General features: G+C 65.7%; 18 protein-coding genes and 1 riboswitch. Of the genes, 5 read left to right on the top strand and 13 right to left on the bottom strand.

Annotated features, from left to right (window positions below; all coding sequences use genetic code 11):
• The 6 genes from GEU84_RS17650 to pcaD all read right to left on the bottom strand — a co-directional run.
• Nucleotides 1–331, bottom strand: a 331-nt coding sequence (locus GEU84_RS17650) for a CoA transferase subunit A (protein ID WP_174539965.1), incomplete at its 3' end; no start/stop codon positions are given.
• Nucleotides 332–341: 10 nt separating this feature from the next.
• Complete coding sequence (locus GEU84_RS17655) at nucleotides 342–1178, bottom strand: 3-oxoadipate:acetyl-CoA acetyltransferase (protein ID WP_152828393.1); 837 nt, start codon at nucleotides 1176–1178, stop codon at nucleotides 342–344.
• Nucleotides 1179–1185: 7 nt separating this feature from the next.
• Complete coding sequence (pcaG, locus tag GEU84_RS17660) at nucleotides 1186–1788, bottom strand: protocatechuate 3,4-dioxygenase subunit alpha (protein WP_152828394.1); 603 nt, start codon at nucleotides 1786–1788, stop codon at nucleotides 1186–1188.
• Nucleotides 1788–2522, bottom strand: a complete 735-nt coding sequence (gene pcaH, locus GEU84_RS17665; protein ID WP_152828395.1) for a protocatechuate 3,4-dioxygenase subunit beta — start codon at nucleotides 2520–2522, stop codon at nucleotides 1788–1790. Before pcaH ends, pcaG begins: the two co-directional genes overlap by 1 nt.
• Nucleotides 2515–2910, bottom strand: coding sequence for a 4-carboxymuconolactone decarboxylase (gene pcaC / locus GEU84_RS17670; RefSeq protein ID WP_152828396.1), 396 nt, complete (start codon nucleotides 2908–2910; stop codon nucleotides 2515–2517). Before pcaC ends, pcaH begins: the two co-directional genes overlap by 8 nt.
• Entirely contained in the window at nucleotides 2903–3688 is a 786-nt protein-coding gene (gene pcaD / locus GEU84_RS17675) for a 3-oxoadipate enol-lactonase (protein ID WP_152828397.1), read from the bottom strand. The genes pcaC and pcaD overlap by 8 nt, the downstream gene beginning before the upstream one ends.
• Before the next feature lie 84 nt (nucleotides 3689–3772).
• Here pcaD and GEU84_RS17680 point away from each other — a divergent pair, with 84 nt between their 5' ends.
• The 3 genes from GEU84_RS17680 to GEU84_RS17690 all read left to right on the top strand — a co-directional run bounded on the left by GEU84_RS17680 (nucleotide 3773) and on the right by GEU84_RS17690 (nucleotide 7337).
• Complete coding sequence (locus GEU84_RS17680) at nucleotides 3773–4678, top strand: LysR substrate-binding domain-containing protein (RefSeq protein ID WP_174539967.1); 906 nt, start codon at nucleotides 3773–3775, stop codon at nucleotides 4676–4678.
• A gap of 81 nt (nucleotides 4679–4759) precedes the next feature.
• Nucleotides 4760–4966: riboswitch (cobalamin riboswitch) on the top strand.
• 57 nt (nucleotides 4967–5023) lie between these two features.
• On the top strand, nucleotides 5024–6262 hold the full coding sequence (locus tag GEU84_RS17685; RefSeq protein ID WP_152828399.1) for an aromatic ring-hydroxylating oxygenase subunit alpha: 1239 nt from the start codon (nucleotides 5024–5026) through the stop codon (nucleotides 6260–6262).
• Nucleotide 6263: 1 nt separating this feature from the next.
• Nucleotides 6264–7337 (top strand): FAD-binding oxidoreductase, encoded by a 1074-nt coding sequence (locus tag GEU84_RS17690; RefSeq protein ID WP_152828400.1) that lies wholly within the window; start codon nucleotides 6264–6266, stop codon nucleotides 7335–7337.
• A 30-nt stretch (nucleotides 7338–7367) separates the two neighbouring features.
• On the opposite strand, the gene GEU84_RS17695 is transcribed toward GEU84_RS17690, so the two are convergent.
• Nucleotides 7368–8726 (bottom strand): BLUF domain-containing protein, encoded by a 1359-nt coding sequence (locus GEU84_RS17695; protein WP_174539968.1) that lies wholly within the window; start codon nucleotides 8724–8726, stop codon nucleotides 7368–7370.
• Between the two features lie 532 nt (nucleotides 8727–9258).
• Between GEU84_RS17695 and GEU84_RS17700 the strand changes: the two genes are divergently transcribed.
• Together GEU84_RS17700 and GEU84_RS17705 are read left to right on the top strand one after the other, a co-directional pair.
• Entirely contained in the window at nucleotides 9259–9996 is a 738-nt protein-coding gene (locus tag GEU84_RS17700) for an SDR family oxidoreductase (RefSeq protein ID WP_152828402.1), read from the top strand.
• Nucleotides 9997–10111: 115 nt separating this feature from the next.
• Nucleotides 10112–10948 carry an amidohydrolase family protein gene (locus GEU84_RS17705; protein ID WP_152828403.1) on the top strand — a complete coding sequence of 279 codons (837 nt, stop codon included), beginning with the start codon at nucleotides 10112–10114 and terminating at the stop codon, nucleotides 10946–10948.
• Here GEU84_RS17705 and GEU84_RS17710 read toward each other — a convergent pair whose 3' ends face one another.
• From GEU84_RS17710 to GEU84_RS17735, 6 genes are all read right to left on the bottom strand, one after another.
• Nucleotides 10949–11725 carry a class I SAM-dependent methyltransferase gene (locus GEU84_RS17710; RefSeq protein WP_152828404.1) on the bottom strand — a complete coding sequence of 259 codons (777 nt, stop codon included), beginning with the start codon at nucleotides 11723–11725 and terminating at the stop codon, nucleotides 10949–10951.
• A gap of 25 nt (nucleotides 11726–11750) precedes the next feature.
• Nucleotides 11751–13373, bottom strand: coding sequence for an amidohydrolase family protein (locus tag GEU84_RS17715; RefSeq protein ID WP_152828405.1), 1623 nt, complete (start codon nucleotides 13371–13373; stop codon nucleotides 11751–11753).
• A complete protein-coding gene (locus GEU84_RS17720; RefSeq protein WP_152828406.1) occupies nucleotides 13370–14236 on the bottom strand; it encodes a dimethylsulfonioproprionate lyase family protein in 867 nt (288 codons plus the stop codon). Before GEU84_RS17720 ends, GEU84_RS17715 begins: the two co-directional genes overlap by 4 nt.
• 12 nt (nucleotides 14237–14248) lie before the next feature.
• Entirely contained in the window at nucleotides 14249–15088 is an 840-nt protein-coding gene (locus tag GEU84_RS17725) for an ABC transporter permease subunit (protein WP_152828407.1), read from the bottom strand.
• Entirely contained in the window at nucleotides 15085–16026 is a 942-nt protein-coding gene (locus tag GEU84_RS17730) for an ABC transporter permease (protein ID WP_338144830.1), read from the bottom strand. Before GEU84_RS17730 ends, GEU84_RS17725 begins: the two co-directional genes overlap by 4 nt.
• 118 nt (nucleotides 16027–16144) lie before the next feature.
• Nucleotides 16145–17323, bottom strand: a complete 1179-nt coding sequence (locus GEU84_RS17735) for an ABC transporter ATP-binding protein (RefSeq protein WP_152828408.1) — start codon at nucleotides 17321–17323, stop codon at nucleotides 16145–16147.
• Between the last annotated feature and the right edge of the window lie 2 nt (nucleotides 17324–17325).

Here is a 17325-nt window from a genome sequence, read left to right on the forward strand (position 1 = left end):
CCGCCCGCATCCGCTCGGCCAAGGTGCCCTGCGGGGTGAACTCCAGCTCCAGCTCGCCCGCGAGATACTGGCGCATGAATTCGGCATTCTCGCCAACATAGGAGGAGATCATCTTGCGCACCTGCCGGGTTTCAAGAAGCTGCCCCAGCCCGAACCCGTCAACCCCCGCATTGTTCGACGCCACCGTCAGATCTTTCGTGCCCGCATCCCGGATCGCCGCAATCAGCAGCTCCGGGATCCCGCACAGCCCGAAGCCACCCGCCGCAATCACCATCCCGTCAAACAACACACCATCCAGCGCCGAAGACGCATCCGCGTAGAGTTTTCCCATGTCGTCCTCCCTAGGCCGCGACCGGGCGCAGGCCCAGAATGCTGCGCGCCTGCTGCCATGTTGCCACGGGCCGTTCGTATTTGTCGCACAATTCCACCGCGCGCCGGACCAGCGCCGCATTGGACGCGGCCAGCGTGTTGCGGTCAATCCGCACGTTGTCTTCCAGCCCGGTGCGGGTATGGCCGCCCTTGCGGATCGCCCAGTCATTGATCGTGTGTTGCGCCGCACCAATGCCCGCCGCGCACCATTGCGCATCGGGGGCCAGACGTTTCAGCGTTTCGATGTAGAAATCGAAGATCGGCTCATCCGCAGGCATGGCGTTTTTCACGCCCATGACGAATTGCACATAAAGCGGGCCTTTCAGCCGCCCGTCCGCGGCCATCCGCGTGGCCTGCACGATATGGCTGAGGTCAAAGGCCTCAATCTCGGGCTTTACATCATGCGCCAGCATTTCCGAGGCCAGCCAGTCGACCAGATCCGGCGGGTTTTCATAGACCCGGGTGGGAAAGTTGTTCGACCCCACCGAGAGCGAGGCCATGTCGGGCCGCAGGGGCAGCATGCCGCCGCGTGCCTGCCCGGCACCGGACCGCCCGCCGGTGGAAAGCTGCACGATCAGGCCGGGGCAGTGCTTTTCCAGCCCTTCCTTCAGCGCCGCGAAACGCTCGGGGTCTGCCGTGGGTTTGCCCGCATCGTCGCGCACATGGCAATGGGCGATGCTGGCCCCGGCCTCGAACGCTTCCTGTGTGGATTCGATCTGTTCAGCAATGGTGATCGGCACCGCCGGGTTGTTTTCCTTGGTGGGCAACGAGCCTGTGATGGCGACGCAGAGGATGCAGGGGGTGGTCATGGGGCCCTCAGATATCGAAGAAGACGGTTTCGGCGTCGCCTTGCAGGTGGATGTCAAAGCTGTAGGTGCCGGGCGCGGTTGCATGGGCCAGCAGGGTGGCGATGCGGTCTTTGTGCTCGACCCGCGCGAGAACGGGGCAGGCGGCGTTGGCTGGCGCTTCATCCGCGAAACAGATGCGGGTCTGCAACCCGATGTTGATGCCGCGCGCCACGATCCACAGCGCGATATGTGGCGTCATCAACTGGCCATTCGGGGCGGGCGCGCGGCCCGGCTTGATGGTGTGCAGCGTCCAGAAGCCGGTGTCGAAATCGGCGGCAAAGCGGGCCCAGCCGGTGACATTGGCATCGGCGCCGGGCTGGCCCGGATAGTGGCCCGCAGCATCGGCCTGCCAGCTTTCGATCATCACATCGCGCAGCACCATGCCCGCGCCGTCGATCACGCGGCCGGTGATGGTGATTGCCTGGCCCAAGGCACCGTCAAGCATCGGCGACACACCCAGATCAACCGGATAGGTGCCTGTATTGCCAAGGAAATTCGGCATGCAGCCGATATGCACATAGGGGCCGGCGGTCTGTGAGGGGCTTTCCTTCAACTGGTGCAGGTTTTGCATCACATCCCCTCCAGCCGGTTCTCGAAACGGGTCTGGCGGCGACCGCGCAGCACGATATCGAATTTGTAGGCCAGACAATCCATCGGGATCGCGGCGTTCATGTCCAGCGGGGCCACCAGTTGCCCGACGCCATCGGCGCTTGGAACCGTGTTGACGATGGGGCAGCGGGCGATCAGCGGGTCGCCCTCGAAATACATCTGGGTGATCAGGCGCTGGCCAAAGCCCGTGCCGAAGACCGAGAAATGGATGTGCATCGGTCGCCAGTCATTCGTGCGGTTCGGCCAGGGATAGGCCCCGGGCCGCACTGTCAGAAACTCATAGCGGCCGTCGGGCGCGGTGATCGCGCGGCCACAGCCGGCAAAATTCGGGTCCAGCGGCGCAAGATAGCCGTCTTTCTTGTGGCGGTAGCGGCCCCCGGCGTTGGCCTGCCAGATTTCCACCAGCACGCCCGGCACGGGACGCGCGCTATCGTCCAGCACCCGGCCGTGCACGATGATGCGTTCGCCGATGGCGGGCTGGCCGGTGAAGTTGAGGATCAGGTTGTTGTCCAGCGGCCCCAGGATGCTGTGGCCAAAGGCCGGGCCGGTTTCCTCGGTCAGGGTGGAGCCCAGGGCCACCAGCGCCCGCTGCGGTGCCCGCGTGACCGAGGTTTTGTAGTGCGGCGTATAGGCCGGGGGGTGCCAGTTGCGGTCGCGCCCGATCAGTGGGCCGGTGGCGGGGGCGGTGTCAGGCATTCCGGGCCTCCATTTCGGCAAAGGTATCCTTGGCGATCTTGATGGCATGGTTGGCGCGCGGCACTCCGGCATAGATGGCGACATGCAGCAGCGCCTCCAGCACGTCGTCGCGGCTGGCACCGGTGTTGGCGGTGGCGCGGATATGCATGGCAAGCTCGTGGTCATTGCCCAGACCCGCCAGCAGGGCGATGGTCAGTATGGATCGTTCGCGCAGGCTGATCGTGTCGCGCGACCAGACATGGCCCCAGGCGGCCTCGGTGATAAGCGATTGAAATGGTGCGTCAAAAGCGGTTTTGGCGGCCTCGGCGCGGTTGACATGGGCGTCGCCCAGCACGCGGCGGCGGGTGGCCATGCCGACGATGTGGCGGTCGGAGGGGGCGTCAGACATGGGCGATGTCCTTCAGGAAAGTCGTGATAAGGGCGGCATGGGCCGCAGGTGCCTCGACGCAGGGCAGATGGCCCGCGCCGGGAATGCAGTGGTAGGCGGCCCGGGGGATCAGCCGGGCGGTGGCCTGCACCAGATCGGGCGGTGTCGCCCCGTCCTCCGATCCGGCGATCACCAGCACGGGCAGCCGCAGGGTGGCGGTATCGGCGGTCAGGTCGGCCGCGGCGATGGCCCCGCAGGCAAGGGCATAGCCCTCGGCGGGGCTGCGGGCCAGCATGTTGCGCCAGGGGGCAAGGGCGGGCGTCGCGCGGAAGGGGGCGGCGAACCAGCGTTCCATCACCCCATCGGAGATGGAGCCCAGACCGCCCGCCTGCACAGCGTCAATCCGCGCCTGCCAGCTTTCCGCCGTACCGATTTTCGCGGCGGAGTTGGAGATGACCAGCCCGCGCAACACCTCAGGGTGCCGAAAGGCCAGCGATTGCCCGATCAGCCCGCCGATCGACAGGCCGACAAAAACGACGGGCCGCAGTCCCAGTGCCGAGATCAGCGCCGCCGCATCATCCGCCAGATCGGCAATCGAGAATGCGCCCGATCCATCTGACAGCCCATGGCCGCGCTTGTCATAGCGGACCACCCGCAGGCCCGGGGGCAGCAGGGGCAGCAAGGCATCCCATAGCCGCAGATCGGTGCCCAGCGAATTGGCAAAGACCACGGCGGGGCCATCCTGCGGGCCATGGTCGGCAAAATGCATCGCCCCCCAGGGCCGCGTCAGAACTTGCATGAATGTCTCCTCTTATCCATAATCTGCCACAAAAGAACGGGGCGGAATAATGCAAAATGCGGCTTCACTCATAACCGTATGATTATGCATCCGGGCATTAAGCTGCGGCATATCCGGGCGTTTCTGGATATTGCCGCCGAGGGCAGCCTGACGGCGGTGGCCCGGGCGCAGGGCATCACCCAGCCCGCGCTGTCGCGCAGCCTTGCAGAGCTGGAGGCGTTGCTGGGCCAGCCCTTGTTTCACCGGCAGGGCCGCAGGCTGGTGCTGACCGAGGCGGGCGCGCTGTTTCGCCGCCATGCCGGGCAGGGCGTGCAGGCGTTCGAGGCGGCCTGGGGTGCCTTGCGGCCCGGCACCGGCGGCACCTTGCGGCTGGGCGTGTTGCCCACGGCGGCCACGCGGCTGGTGCCGCTGGTTGCGCTGCGGTTCCGCACGCTGAACCCCGATACGGTTCTGTCGGTCATATCCGGCCCGCATGCCTATCTGATGCGCAACCTGCGCGAGGGCGGCATCGACCTGATGGTGGGCCGCATGCCGCAGGCCGCCGACATGCCCGACCTCAGCTTTGACCATCTGTATGAAGAGCAGGTGGTGCTGTGTGCCCGCGCCGGGCATCCGCTGGCGCGGATGCCAGTGGCCGAGGTCCTGCGCCGCGTGCCGCTGGTCCTGCCGCCCGAAGGCGCCGTCATCCGCCCGGCGGTCGAGGACTACATGGCCTCGCTGGGTCTGGCCGGGGTGGGGGCGGCGTTTGAAACCGTGTCCTTTGCCATCGGTCGGGGCCTTGTGCTGGGGTCGGATGCGGTCTGGTTCATCTCCAAGGGTGTGATCGGCGACGATCTGGCGCGCGGCGATCTGATGCTGATCCCGACGGGCGACCGTTTTCTGTCCGGCTCGGTCGGGCTGACACGGCGGCAGGCGGCGGCGGGTGGGGCAGGTGTCGATCTGCTGGTCGAACTGACCCGTGCTGCGGTGGCCGAAGGCGCGCATCGCTGACCAAAGCCCTGTCTGCGACATCAAATGTCAGAATTCAGCGCGGAAATGTCGAGTTTCTGCCGCGCGGCATCGGGCGGATCGCCTAATCTGGGCAGGCAAGGTGTTCTGCTGCCGGTTGCCCGGCGTCGGGAAGAATTGGGAAGCCGGTGCAAGACCGGCGCTGCCCCCGCAACGGTAAACGACGTGCGGTGCTGCGGGAGACCACTGGGAAAACCCCGGGAAGGTGCAGCATCCGGGCCGCAAGGCCCGCGTCCCAGCCCGGAAACCAGCCTTGCGCCGAATCAACCGCCGGGCTCACGCTCCGGCATACCCATATGTCGCGGGGCGCGACCACCGGAGGCTTTCATGCTGGCAGACCACGATGCCCTTACCCTGTTGCGCAACCGCAAACCCAATCACGCGCTGGAACAGCCACTGTATTGCGACCCCGGGGTGTTTCAGGCCGATCTTGATCAATTGTGGTACAAGGACTGGCTGTTCGCCATTCCAGCCTGCGAAATACCCAAGACCGGCAATTTCGTGACGATGCAGGTGGGGGCCTATCCCGTGGTGATCGTGCGCGGGGCCGACAAGCAGATACGCGCCTTTCACAACGTCTGCCGTCACCGGGGCCAGCGCCTGTGTTCGGTCGTCAAGGGGTCCAGCCCCAAACTGGTCTGCCCCTATCACCAGTGGACCTATGAGCTGGATGGCCGGCTTTTGTATGCCCGCGACATGGACAAAGGCTTTGACCCCGCCGCCCATGGCCTGAAACCCGTGCATTGCGCCGTGGCGGGGGGCCTTGTGTTCATCTCGCTGGCCAAGGATGCGCCTGCGTTTGAGCCGCTGGGGGCTTCGCTGAACGATTATCTGGCCCCGCACATGCTGGACGAGGCCAAGGTGGTGCACACCTCGACCATCGTGGAAAACGGCAACTGGAAACTGGTGATCGAGAACAACCGCGAATGCTATCATTGTGGCGGCAACCACCCGTCGCTGTGCCGCACATTTTCCGACAAGCCGGTGATCACCGCGCCCAATGATCTGGGCGAGGCGACCGAAGTGACCCGTCACTGGGACAGGTGCGAGGCCGCTGGCCTGCCGTCGCGTTTCCTTTTGCACCCCACGGCACAATGGCGTCTGGCCCGCGTGCCGCTGCTGGACGGTGCAGAAAGCTATACGATGGATACGAAACGCGCGGTGGCCAAGCCGCTGGGCCGCATGCCGTTCTTTGACGCGGGAAGCCTCTTGTTCTTCCATTACCCGAACAGCTGGAACCATTTCCTTGGCGATCATGCCATCGTGTTCCGCATCCTGCCGCTGACGCCCACGACCACCGAGGTCACGACGAAGTGGATCGTCCACAAGGATGCCGTCGAAGGCGTGGATTTCGACATGAAGCGCATGACCGAAGTGTGGCTGGCCACCAATGACGAGGATCGCCGCGTGGTCGAGGAAAATCAGGCGGGCATCCTGTCGCCGGCATACGAGCCCGGCCCCTATTCCAGCCTGCACGAAGATGGCGTGATCCAGTTCATCGACTGGTATGCCAACACGATGATCCAGCGCCTGTCGCCGCAGCCCTCTGCCATGGCGGCGGAATAACATGGTCGCCGCAAGCCTGGCCCGCACCGCACCCTGGCGGGATGATGAGTTGCTGGAGTGCGTCATGGTGGTGCCCGAGGCGCCCAATGTCGCCACTTTTGCCTTCCGCGCGCCGTCGGGCGGGTGGTTCGACTATCTGCCCGGCCAGTTCATGACGCTGGAATTGCCGGTCCCCGGCGGCACGATTCACCGCACCTACACGATTTCCAGCAGCCCCTCGCGCCCCCTGTCACTGTCGATCACCGTCAAGGCGCAGGCGAACAGCATCGGGTCGCGCTGGATGCTGGACAACCTGAAACCGGGGATGAAAATCCGCGCCTTTGGCCCGGCGGGGATTTTCTCGGCGCTGAATGAAAATGCGCCCAAGCACCTGTTCATTTCCGCCGGGTCGGGCATCACGCCGATGATGTCGATGACCACCTATCTGTGGGATCACGGCACCCAGCCCGACATCGTGTTCATCAACTGCGCGCGCCGCCCGTCGGAAGTGATCTTCCGCGAACGGCTGGAGCATATGGCCTGCCGCGTGCCGGGACTGAAGCTGAAATTCGTGGTCGAAGAGCCCGATCCCTACCGCGTCTGGACCGGCTATCAGGGCCAGTTCAACCAGCTGATGCTGGGGCTGATGGCACCTGATTACCTGGACCGCGAGGTGTATTGCTGCGGGCCGGAGCCGTTCATGCAGGCTGTGCGCGACATGCTGATCGCGCTGGGCTTTGACATGGCGCATTACCATCAGGAAAGCTTCCAGGCCCCGGTGACAACCGAGGCCGAGGCCCCGGTGCTGGATGATGTGGTGCCCGATGCCGACACGGCGGCTGAAATCGTGTTTGACAGTTCTGAAGTCACCCGCGCCTGCGACCAGACCGATACCGTGCTGGCGGTGGCCAAAGCGGCGGGGCTGAACATCCCGTCGGGCTGCACATTCGGCCTGTGTGGCACCTGCAAGATCCGCAAGCTGGAGGGTGAGGTGCATATGGTCCACAACGGCGGCATATCGGATGACGACATCGCCGAGGGCTATATCCTAGCCTGCTGTTCCAAGCCCATCGGGCGGGTGGTGGTCGAAGTGTGACGGGCGCTTGACCGTCCTCAGCCTCCACCCTCAGCCCTCGGTCATCCGCCGTTCGCTCATCCGGTGCAGCACGCGGGGCATCACATTGGCCAGCAGAAAGCCGGTGGTGATACCCTGACGCGGCGTTTCGGTTGGTATGGCGGGCCTTGCCTTGCGGCGGGCCTCGCCCGGGGCGATGCGCGACACGGCTTCGGCCACATCAAGAATATGCTCGAACGCCGCATCCGCGCCGATCACGGCGATTTCGTCTGCGGGCATCCGGGCCATGCGCCCGCCCACGATGATCTTCAGCGCGGGCAGGTCAGGCTCGGCCCGCAGCGCGCCGATCAGCCCGATCATCCGGTCATCGCCTGTGCCCGGGTCCATCTGTCCGGCAGCCAGCACCAGCGTTGACGCGCCGTTGCGCTTCACCCGGTCGATCAGCGCCAACTCGCTTTCGGGATACAGCACCGAGGTGGACCATCCTGCCCCGCGCAGGATCTCGCCCGAAATCGTCGCTTCCAGAAACTGCGCGTCGCCGGGGGCCGAGGATACCGTGACTTCGCCGCGCGCATGTTCGGGGTCGGGCAGGTGGTGGATGCGCCGCAGCACCATCTGCAAGGCCGCCGAGGCCAGCGTGGCCTGCGCCTTTGACAGCCGGTCGCCGGACAGCGCCTCGCCCATCGTGGCGGTGATCGCCTGATACAGCCGGCCGAAATCAGACGGCAGCGGGCCATAACCGCGCACCAGCCCCTCGATCTCGCCCACATGGCTGAACGGGTCAGACTGCACCAGCAGGGCGGTCAACGCCGCTGCCGTATCCTGCAACGTGTTGCGGCTGACCTTGCGCAGCGGGGCCGCCCGCAAGGCCACGCGGGCAATCGGCTGCGGCCGGGCACGCCACACCGGCACCAGGTTTTCAAGCGGCTCATGCACGGCGCGGCAGGCGTCGGCCAGAAAACCGCCGATGGCCTGCACCTCGGTTGCGGCGATCGGGTGGCCCGCGTCGGGCATCATCGCCTCGCCCAGAACCACGACATGCTCGCGTTCGGCCAGGGTCATCAGCTCGGCATCCTCTTCGCCGCAGCACAGTTGCATGTGCCATTCGGCATAGCGGCGCACCGGCAGCGGCTCGATCACCAACACTTCGATGTCGCTGTGCCGCCGGTCGGTGCGGATCATGCTCATCACCTCGGTCACGGCGCCGTTCGTGCCCTCCAGCCATTGCAGGAAGCGGCCATGGTCATAAAACAAGACCCCGGTGACGTTTCTGGCGTTGTTCTGGCGCTGTGCGCTTTCGACGATGGCCAGAACATCGGGCACGTCAAGGCCCGGCTGCGCAACGCTGCGGTAACAAAGCGAGACGAGCCCGGCTGTGGCCCCGTTTACGCTGCTGATCGAACCGGACATGCGCTCCACTCCCCACGGGGCGGGCCGGACATGCAGAAGCGGGTGCAGCATTTGCATGCCACCTGACCCCGAACCTGTCTGAACGACAATCCCCCCGACCGTCACTCCGCATAGCGCCATCACTGGCGCTGCGGTCATCTTTTGTTAAGCGCCACAGACCACGTTTCCGCGCCCCATGCCGCCTCAGCAATGTTCCGCTTCGATCCGCGGGGGTTTCGTGACGACCTCAGGCAAACACCCTGTCACGATCCCGTCTCACCTGTCGCAACATCGCTGCGAAAGACTCATCCTTGCGTTGACCAGAATTAAATGGAGGGCCAAATGTGTCAAGGGAATCCTTCGAAAAATGCAGACGCCCGTGTTTCGGTCAGGGTCAGGCCCGTCGCAGCGGCCCTCAGCCTGCTGGGCATAGCAAGGGTTATGGACATTTCGGCAGCCACTGTGCTGGATGGTGCGACAGACAGGGATGCGGCGAGGCGGCAGCACCCGGGTGCCCAAGGGGCACCACGCACGAGGCTGGGGAGAGGGCGATATGGGACGGTTGACAGGCAAGACCGCGCTGGTGACGGCGGCAGGGCAGGGGATCGGGCGGGCCTCGGCGCTTGCCATGGCAGCGGAAGGCGCACAGGTGTTGGCCACCGATGTGAACGAGCAGGCGCTGGCCGGGCTGGCCGAGGCCGGGCTTGCCACGCTGCGGCTGGATGTGCGCGACCCCGCCAGCATCGCGGCTGCTGTGGCCGCTGCGGGCGACGTGAACGTGCTGTTCAATTGCGCGGGCTTTGTCGCATCGGGCACGATCCTCGACTGCGACGAGGATCAGTGGGCGTTCTCTCTCGACCTGAACATGACGGCGATGTACCGCATGTGCCGCGCCTTCCTGCCGGGCATGCTGGCGCAGGGCGGCGGCAGCATCATCAACATCGCCTCGGCGGTGTCGTCGATCATCGCGGCCCCCAACCGTTTCGTCTATGGCGCGACCAAGGCGGGGGTCATCGGCATGACCAAGGCGATTGCCGCCGATTTCATCACCCGGGGCGTGCGCTGCAACGTGATCTGCCCCGGCACGGTTGAAAGCCCCAGCCTGGAGCAGCGCCTGCGCGACACCGGCGACTACGAGGCGGCACGCAAGGCCTTCATCGCGCGCCAGCCAATCGGGCGCATCGGCAAGGCCGAGGAGATCGCGGCGCTGGTGGTCTATCTGGCCAGCGACGAATCCGCCTATACCACCGGCGCGCAGCATGTGATCGACGGCGGCTGGGCGAACACCTGACCCGCGCGGCGGGCGAGAGGGCGGAGGCCTCCGGCGGGGATATTTAGAGACAGAAAATGCCGAGGGGCTGCGCGCCGCTGGTGTCTTTGGCGCGAGGGCCGGGCGGAGAAAGCCTATGGAATTCATCGACACGCATCAGCATCTGATCCTGCGCGACCGGCTGGGCTATGGCTGGACAGCGCAGATACCTGCGCTGGCCACGGGCGATTTCGGTCTGGCCGATTATCACGCGCTGGTCGCCGGCCGGGGCATCACGGGCACGGTATTCATGGAAACCGGGGTCGATGACGCCGATTACCGGGCCGAGGCGCGGCTGGTGGCGGGATTGATCGGCGCGGGCGGCATGCTGGGGCAGATCGCATCCTGCCGCCCCGGTGAGGCCGGATTTGCGGGCTGGATGGACGAGGCGGCGGGGCTGGGCACCGTGGGGTTTCGCCGCATCCTGCATGTGGTGCCCGATGATGTGTCCCAAACCGCCGCCTTTCGCGCCGATCTGCGCGCGATCGGTCGGGCGGGGCTGAGTTTCGACATGTGCTTTCTGGCCCGGCAGCTGGGGCTGGCGCGCGATCTGGCGCGGGCCTGCGACGATCAGGTGCTGGTGCTGGACCATTGCGGCGTGCCCGACATTGCCGGGGGGGCGTTTGACACCTGGGCAGCGGGCATCACGGCGCTGGCGGACCTGCCGCATGTGGTCTGCAAATTGTCGGGCATCACCGCCTATTGCGCGCCGGGCACCGCGACGGTTGCCCTGCTGCGGCAATGGGTTGATCATGTGCTGGCCAGTTTCGGACCAGACCGGGTGTTGTGGGGAGGTGACTGGCCGGTGGTGAACCTTGGTTCCGGCTTGCCGGGGTGGATCGACATGAGCCGCGAGTTGCTGGCGGGGTTGTCGGAGGCCGAGCGGTTTGCCGTGGCGCAGGGCACGGCGCGGCGGGTTTACCGGCTGGGATGATCAGCCCGGTTTGCGGGCGTGCAGATGGGTCGGGCAATGTTCGCCCGTGTCCAGCACGGGGATCATCCGCTGCCATATGCCGATGTTGTGGTTGACGAAATCCCGGCCCACCAGACCTGCCGCCGCCAGACCTTCCGGCCCATGCAGGCGGGCCAGTTCCTGCCGGGCGGCATCGCGGTACCACAGGTTGCGCGAGGTGGTGGTGATGCCGGTGAACCCCGCCGCCGCCATGGCATCGCGATAGCGCGCGGGGCTGGCCATGCCGAAATCCAGACCCTCGGCGGCGATATAGGCCGCCATGGCAGGCGAGGGTGCGTCATCATGGCCGATCAGCCAGTCCGACGCGATGAAACAGCCCCCGGGTTTCAGCACGCGGAACACCTCGGCCATCAGCGCGTGCTTGTCGGGGATATGCACGATGCTGTCCTTGGAAAACACCACGTCGAAACAGCCGGGCGGAAAGGGCAGCGGGCCGGGGGCCACCTTGGCCAGCCCGATGCGGTGGGTCAGCCCGTGCCGCGCCACCAGCGCGCGGGCGTGGCGCAGCACGGTATCCTCCACGTCGATGCCGGAGACATGGGCCGCTCCATGCGCCTCGGCCAGCGCCACGGCAATGCCGCCCGCGCCGCAGCCGATATCCAGCACGGCCAGCCCTGACAGGTCGGCGTCACCGATCAGGCGGGCCACCTCGGGCCTGCCACCGGGTGACAGAAAGCCGATCCCCCAGATGGCTTGAAGCATGATGACCATGCGGTCGGGGTAATGTTCGTCAGTCATGGCGGCCCCTTGGGGTGGTGCGGGTCTAACCGCAGAAATCCGGCGCGCGATGCACCTCGCCGCCCTTGAACAGCGTCAGCAGCACCTGCGTCTGGCTGATCGCCTGTGGCGCGCAAGTGAACAGGTCACGGTCCAGCACGATCAGATCGGCGGAAAATCCGGGGCGCAGCATGCCGGTGTGATCGGCCCGCCAGCAGGCCTGCGCCGCGCCGATGGTATAGCCGTGGATCGCCTCGGCCACCGTCAGGCATTCGGCGGGGAAAAACGCGGGGGTCACGGCGCCGGGGGGCTGGCGTGTCACGGCGGTTTCGATGATCTCGAACGGGTTCAGCGTGGTCACGGGCCAGTCAGACGACAGGCACCAGCCCGCGCCATGATTCAGCATCCGGCGGAAGGCATAGACATTTGGCGCGCGGGCGGGGCCAACCAACGCCAGCCATTCATCCGGCACCACCGGGTCATACCGCGCCCACAGCGGCTGAATATTCGCCATCGCGCCAAGGGCTTGCAGGCGGGCACTGTCTGCCGGGTCGATCATTTGCAGATGCGCCAGCTGGTGCAGCGCCGGCCATGGGCCATTGGTATTCCGTGCCAGCTCAAGCCCGTCGAGCGCGGCGCGCGCCGCCGCATCGCCGATCACATGCACATGGATCTGCAACCGCACAGCATCCAGCGCGATGAACAGCGCGGCAATCTGGGCGGGTGCGAACATCACCGGGGCATTGCCGCCCAAGGCATCGGCATAGGGGGCCAGCATGGCCGCCGTGCGGTTTTCCAGCACGCCATCGAAAAAGAACTTGGCCGCGTTGATGTGGAAATCCGGGCCGGGGTGGGCCGCGCGCAGGTCGGTCAGCCGGGCCAGCGCCGTTTCCGCCGTATCGGCTGGCGTGACCGATGCTGCCCCTGCCACCCGCAGCGTCAACCCACCCTCTGCCGCAAGCGCGCCATAGATGCGGGCGTGATAATCCACTACCTTTGGGTCGATGATGCCGGTGATCCCGTGGCGGTTGGCATGGGCCTGCCCGGCCCGAAGCCCGGCCATGCGGGTGGCATCGGTCAGGCCCGGCAGCCGCGCCTCGGCCCAGATCACCGCATCTTCATGCAGCATGCCGGTGGGCCGCCCCGCCGCATCGCGCACCACATGGCCGTTGGGCGGATCGTCGATGCCGGGGGCCAGCCCCAGCAGATCGCAGGCCACCGAATTCAGGCAGGCATTGTGAAAGCTGGAATCAAGCACCATGCAGGGCCGGTCGGGCACCGCCCGGTCAAGCACATCGCGGGTCAGGTTGTGATCGCCAAAGATGCCAGCCTGCCAGCCTGCGCCCACCACCAGCGCCGCATCGCTGCCTGCGGCATGGGCGGCCATCACGGCCAGCAGTTCTGCCTCGGATGTCACGTCCCACAGCGGCGCGTCATGCACCAGACTGATGCCACCATCCAGAAGATGCACATGTGCGTCCTGAAACCCCGGCAGCACCAGCCGCCCGCCCGCGTCGATCACCCGGGTCTGCGGCCCCGCCAGCGCGCGGATCGTGGCCGTGCTGCCCATCGCGCTGATCCGCCCCGCCGTGACCGCCAGCGCCTCGGCCCTCGGGCGGGCCGGGTCCATCGTGTGAATGGCGGCGTTGATCAGGATCAGGTCGGTCACAGCCGCAGCGCCTCCAGCGCTGCCCAGTCATCCGCCGGTATCACCTGCGCCGGGCTGTCTACATCCGCCGTCCAGCCATAAAGGCACAGGAAAGGCACCGCACCCACCTTGGTGGCATGCGGCGCGTCTGGGTCGTTCCAGACGGGTTCATGCGCGGGTTTCACGATCAGGGGTGAGGCGGGGCCAAAGCGCCAGCCATGCGGGCCGGTCAATGGCGCGTAAAGTTCGGGTGCCTTGTGGTGATGGTCGCGGTAGAGGACGTGCGGGGCGACCAGAAACAGCCCGAAATCAAATCCCTGCGCCTTGATCGGCCCATCCTGCCCGATGATGATGCAGAATGCGTTGCCACTGCGGAAATCCGCGCCGATTTGTTCCGCCGGGTATTGGTCAAAGGTCTGCCAGTTCAAATGCGGCACCGTGGCCGCAATCGCCATGGCCAGCGCCGGATGCGTCAGGGCCAATGGTTCCAGCGCCGCCGCCAAATGCGCGGCCAGCACCGCATTTGGCGGGGCTGGCACCGGATGAAACGGCTGCCCGCGCACCCCGGCCAGCCCCATCCGCACCTCGGCCACGCCGGGGCCGGGCAGGGTGGCCAGATAGCGGTCAGCCTCGGCGATCAGCGCCCGCAACTCGGCTTCGGGCGGCAGGGCCACGGCCTCTGGCACAGCCAGCCCCTGCTGCGCCAGCAAGACCGCGGGATCCTCGGCATCCAGCGGCGCGCAGATGCGATACACCTCCAACGCCTCGGCCGACAGCAGCCCATCGGCATAAAGCGCCATCGCCGCGCCATAGCGCAGCCGCCCCGATCCGGGCTGCCCCACCGGCGTGGCCAGATGCGCGCAATGGAGGTTCTTGACTGTCATCGCTTGACCCTTTCAGTCATGGGCGCGGTAGGCCATCTGCATGTCCCTCTCGCGCCGCTTTTCAGCCCGGTGCAGGATCCATCCCGCCAGGCCAACCCCGATGCCCACCACCACCACGGTCAGCGTGGCCAAGGCGTTGATGTCGGGCGTCACCCCCAGCTTGACCTTGGACCAGATCAGCAGGGGTAAAGTGGTATTGCCCGGCCCTGTGGTGAACGAGGTAATCACCACATCATCCAGCGAAATGGTAAAGGCCAAGAGCCACCCCGACAGGATTGCGGGCGAGATCACCGGCAGCGTGATGTCGCGCAGCACCTGCCAGGGCCGCGACCCCAGATCCATCGCCGCCTCTTCAATGGCCACATCGGCCTGCACCAGACGCGAATGGACAACCGTGGTCACGAACACCATGGAAAAGGTGATATGCGCCAAGGTGATGGTGGTAAATCCGCGCGACCCCGGCCAGCCGATCCACTCCGCCATCAGGATGAACAGCATCAGCGACGATATGCCGGTGATCACCTCGGGCATGATCAGCGGCGCCGTCACCAGCCCGGAAAACAGCACCCGCCCCCGGAACCGCCGGAACCGCGCCAGCGCAATTCCCGCCATCGTGCCCAGAATCGTCGCCATCGTGGCCGAAATCAGCGCAATTTTCAGCGACAGCAGCGCCGCCCTGATGACCTGGTCATTGTCCAGCAGGGCAACATACCATTTGGTCGAAAAACCTCCCCACACCGTCGCCAGCCGTGAGGCGTTGAAGGAATAGACCATCATCGACAGGATCGGAATGTAGAAAAACGCAAAGCCGAAACACAGCACGGTCATCAGGAACACGGGCCGCCGGTTCATTGCCGCCCCTCCGCCCGTTCCCGGCCTTCGGCCCGACCCTGGTAGTGCGTATAGGCCATCATCGGCAGCACCATCAGCACCAACAGCGCCACCGCCACGCTCGACGCCATCGGCCAGTCGCGGGCGCTGGCGAATTCATCCGAAATCACCCGCCCGATCATCGGCCGCCCGGCATCGCCCACAAGGCTGGGGATCACCAGTTCACCCGCCGCCGGAATGAACACCAAAAGCCCGCCCGCAATGATGCCGGGGATGCTTTGCGGCAGCGTGATGTCCCAGAACACCCTTGATGGGCGCGACCCCAGATCCATCGCCGCCTCGTCCAGCGTCCGGTCCAGCTTTTCCAGATTGGCATAAAGCGGCAGGATCATGAACGGCAGGTAGGTATACACCGTCACCAGCACCACCGCAAAATTGCTGTTCATCATCGGGATCGACCGCACCGCCCAATCTACCGGCACCAGCCCGTTCCAGGCCCCTGTCAGCAACTTGTTGAACCATGAATTCGACCCCATCAGCCCCATCCACGCATAGACCCGCAAAAGGAACGAGGTCCAGAACGGCAATATCACCAGCATCAGCAGTATGTTGCGCCAGCCGCGCCCGATCCGCGTCAGCCCCAGCGCCATCGGATAGCCGATCAGCAGACAGAACAGCGTCGCAAAGCCCGCGTTCATCAGTGACGTCAGAAAGGCCCGCAGATACAGATCATCCTGAAACAGCCGGGCATAGCCCTCGGGGTTCAGTAGCGGGTGGTCGCCACCAAAGGAAAACGGCGGCGCGGTGGGGGTGCGGGTGGCGAAACTCATCGCCAGCACGATCAGAAACGGCACCAGAAAGAAGGCGATCAGCCAGACATAGGGCGCGCCGATGATCACATCACGCCAGCCCCGCCGGTTGAACCAGTTTTCGCGCTTGTCGGCTGTTGTCGTCTTCACACAATCAACCCCGTCAGAATGTGCATTTCACCACTGTTCCTTGCAGCTATCGAACATTCGCCCCGTCCAGCTATCACCTTGGCGAAATCCGCGCCCCAGGCCGCCAGACCGGCCACGATCACTCCCCCAGCAGTATGGCGGCCGACGGATCGAACGACAGCCAGACTGCATCCTCCCAGTCGGCCACCCGTTCCGCCTCGCCCGCCCGCCGCGCGTTCACCGCATGCACTGACACCAGCCCGCCCGACGGCAAAGCCACGCGGTAAAGTGAATCCTTGCCGAAATACCCCAGATCGCGCACCACACCCGCCAGCACATTCGGTCCTTCGGGGCGGTGGCGAGAAATGCTGAACTTCTCGGGCCGGATCGCCAGTGTCACCTTTTGACCCGGCTTCAGGCCGGCGGTTGGCCGGGCCTGCACCGTGCCGGTTGCCTGGGGCCCGGCAAAATCCGGCACAGCGATACGCGCAGTATCGCCCAGGCTCTCCACCACACCCTCGAAAAACGTGATCGCCCCGATGAATCCCGCCACGAACCGGCTGGCGGGGTATTCATACACATCTGTCGGCGTTCCGACCTGCCGCACCTGCCCCTTGTCCATCACAGCAATGCGGTTTGACAGGGTCATCGCCTCGTCCTGGTCATGCGTCACGACGATAAAGGTAACGCCGGTCTTGTCCTGGATGTTCATCAGCTCGAACTGTGTCTGTTCGCGCAGCTTCTTGTCCAGCGCCGCCAGCGGTTCGTCCAGCAGCAGCAGCTTGGGCGCCCGTGCCAGGGCCCGTGCCAGCGCCACCCGCTGCCGCTGCCCGCCCGAAATCTGATGCGGTTTGCGCCCGGCATAGGGGGCAAGCTGCACCAGTTCCAGCATCTCGCGCACCCGGTCGCGCCGCTCTGCCGCCGTCATCGCCTCATGCTGCAAGCCGTAACCCACGTTGCGCTCTACCGTCATGTGGGGGAACAGGGCATAGCTCTGGAACATCATGTGCACCGGCCGCGCCCAGGGCGGCACGCCGGTCATGTCCTGCCCGTCGATGAAGATGCGTCCCGCCGACGGGTCTTCAAAGCCCGCCAGCATCCGCAAGAGCGTGGTCTTGCCGCAGCCCGATCCGCCCAGCAGGGCGAAAATCTCGCCCTTTTCAATGGTCAGCGACACGTCCTTCACAGCCTGAAACGTGCCAAAGGATTTCGACACGTTTTCCACCCGGATGAACGGGTCTGTCTGGGAAAGGGGCCGGGGAGAGTGGTGCGCCGCGCCCCCCGGCCCCCCGCGTTGCAATTCCGGTTCCAGCGGCATCG

Source organism: Fertoeibacter niger (assembly GCF_009380135.2).
In the GTDB taxonomy this organism is placed as follows: Bacteria; Pseudomonadota; Alphaproteobacteria; order Rhodobacterales; family Rhodobacteraceae; genus Fertoeibacter; species Fertoeibacter niger.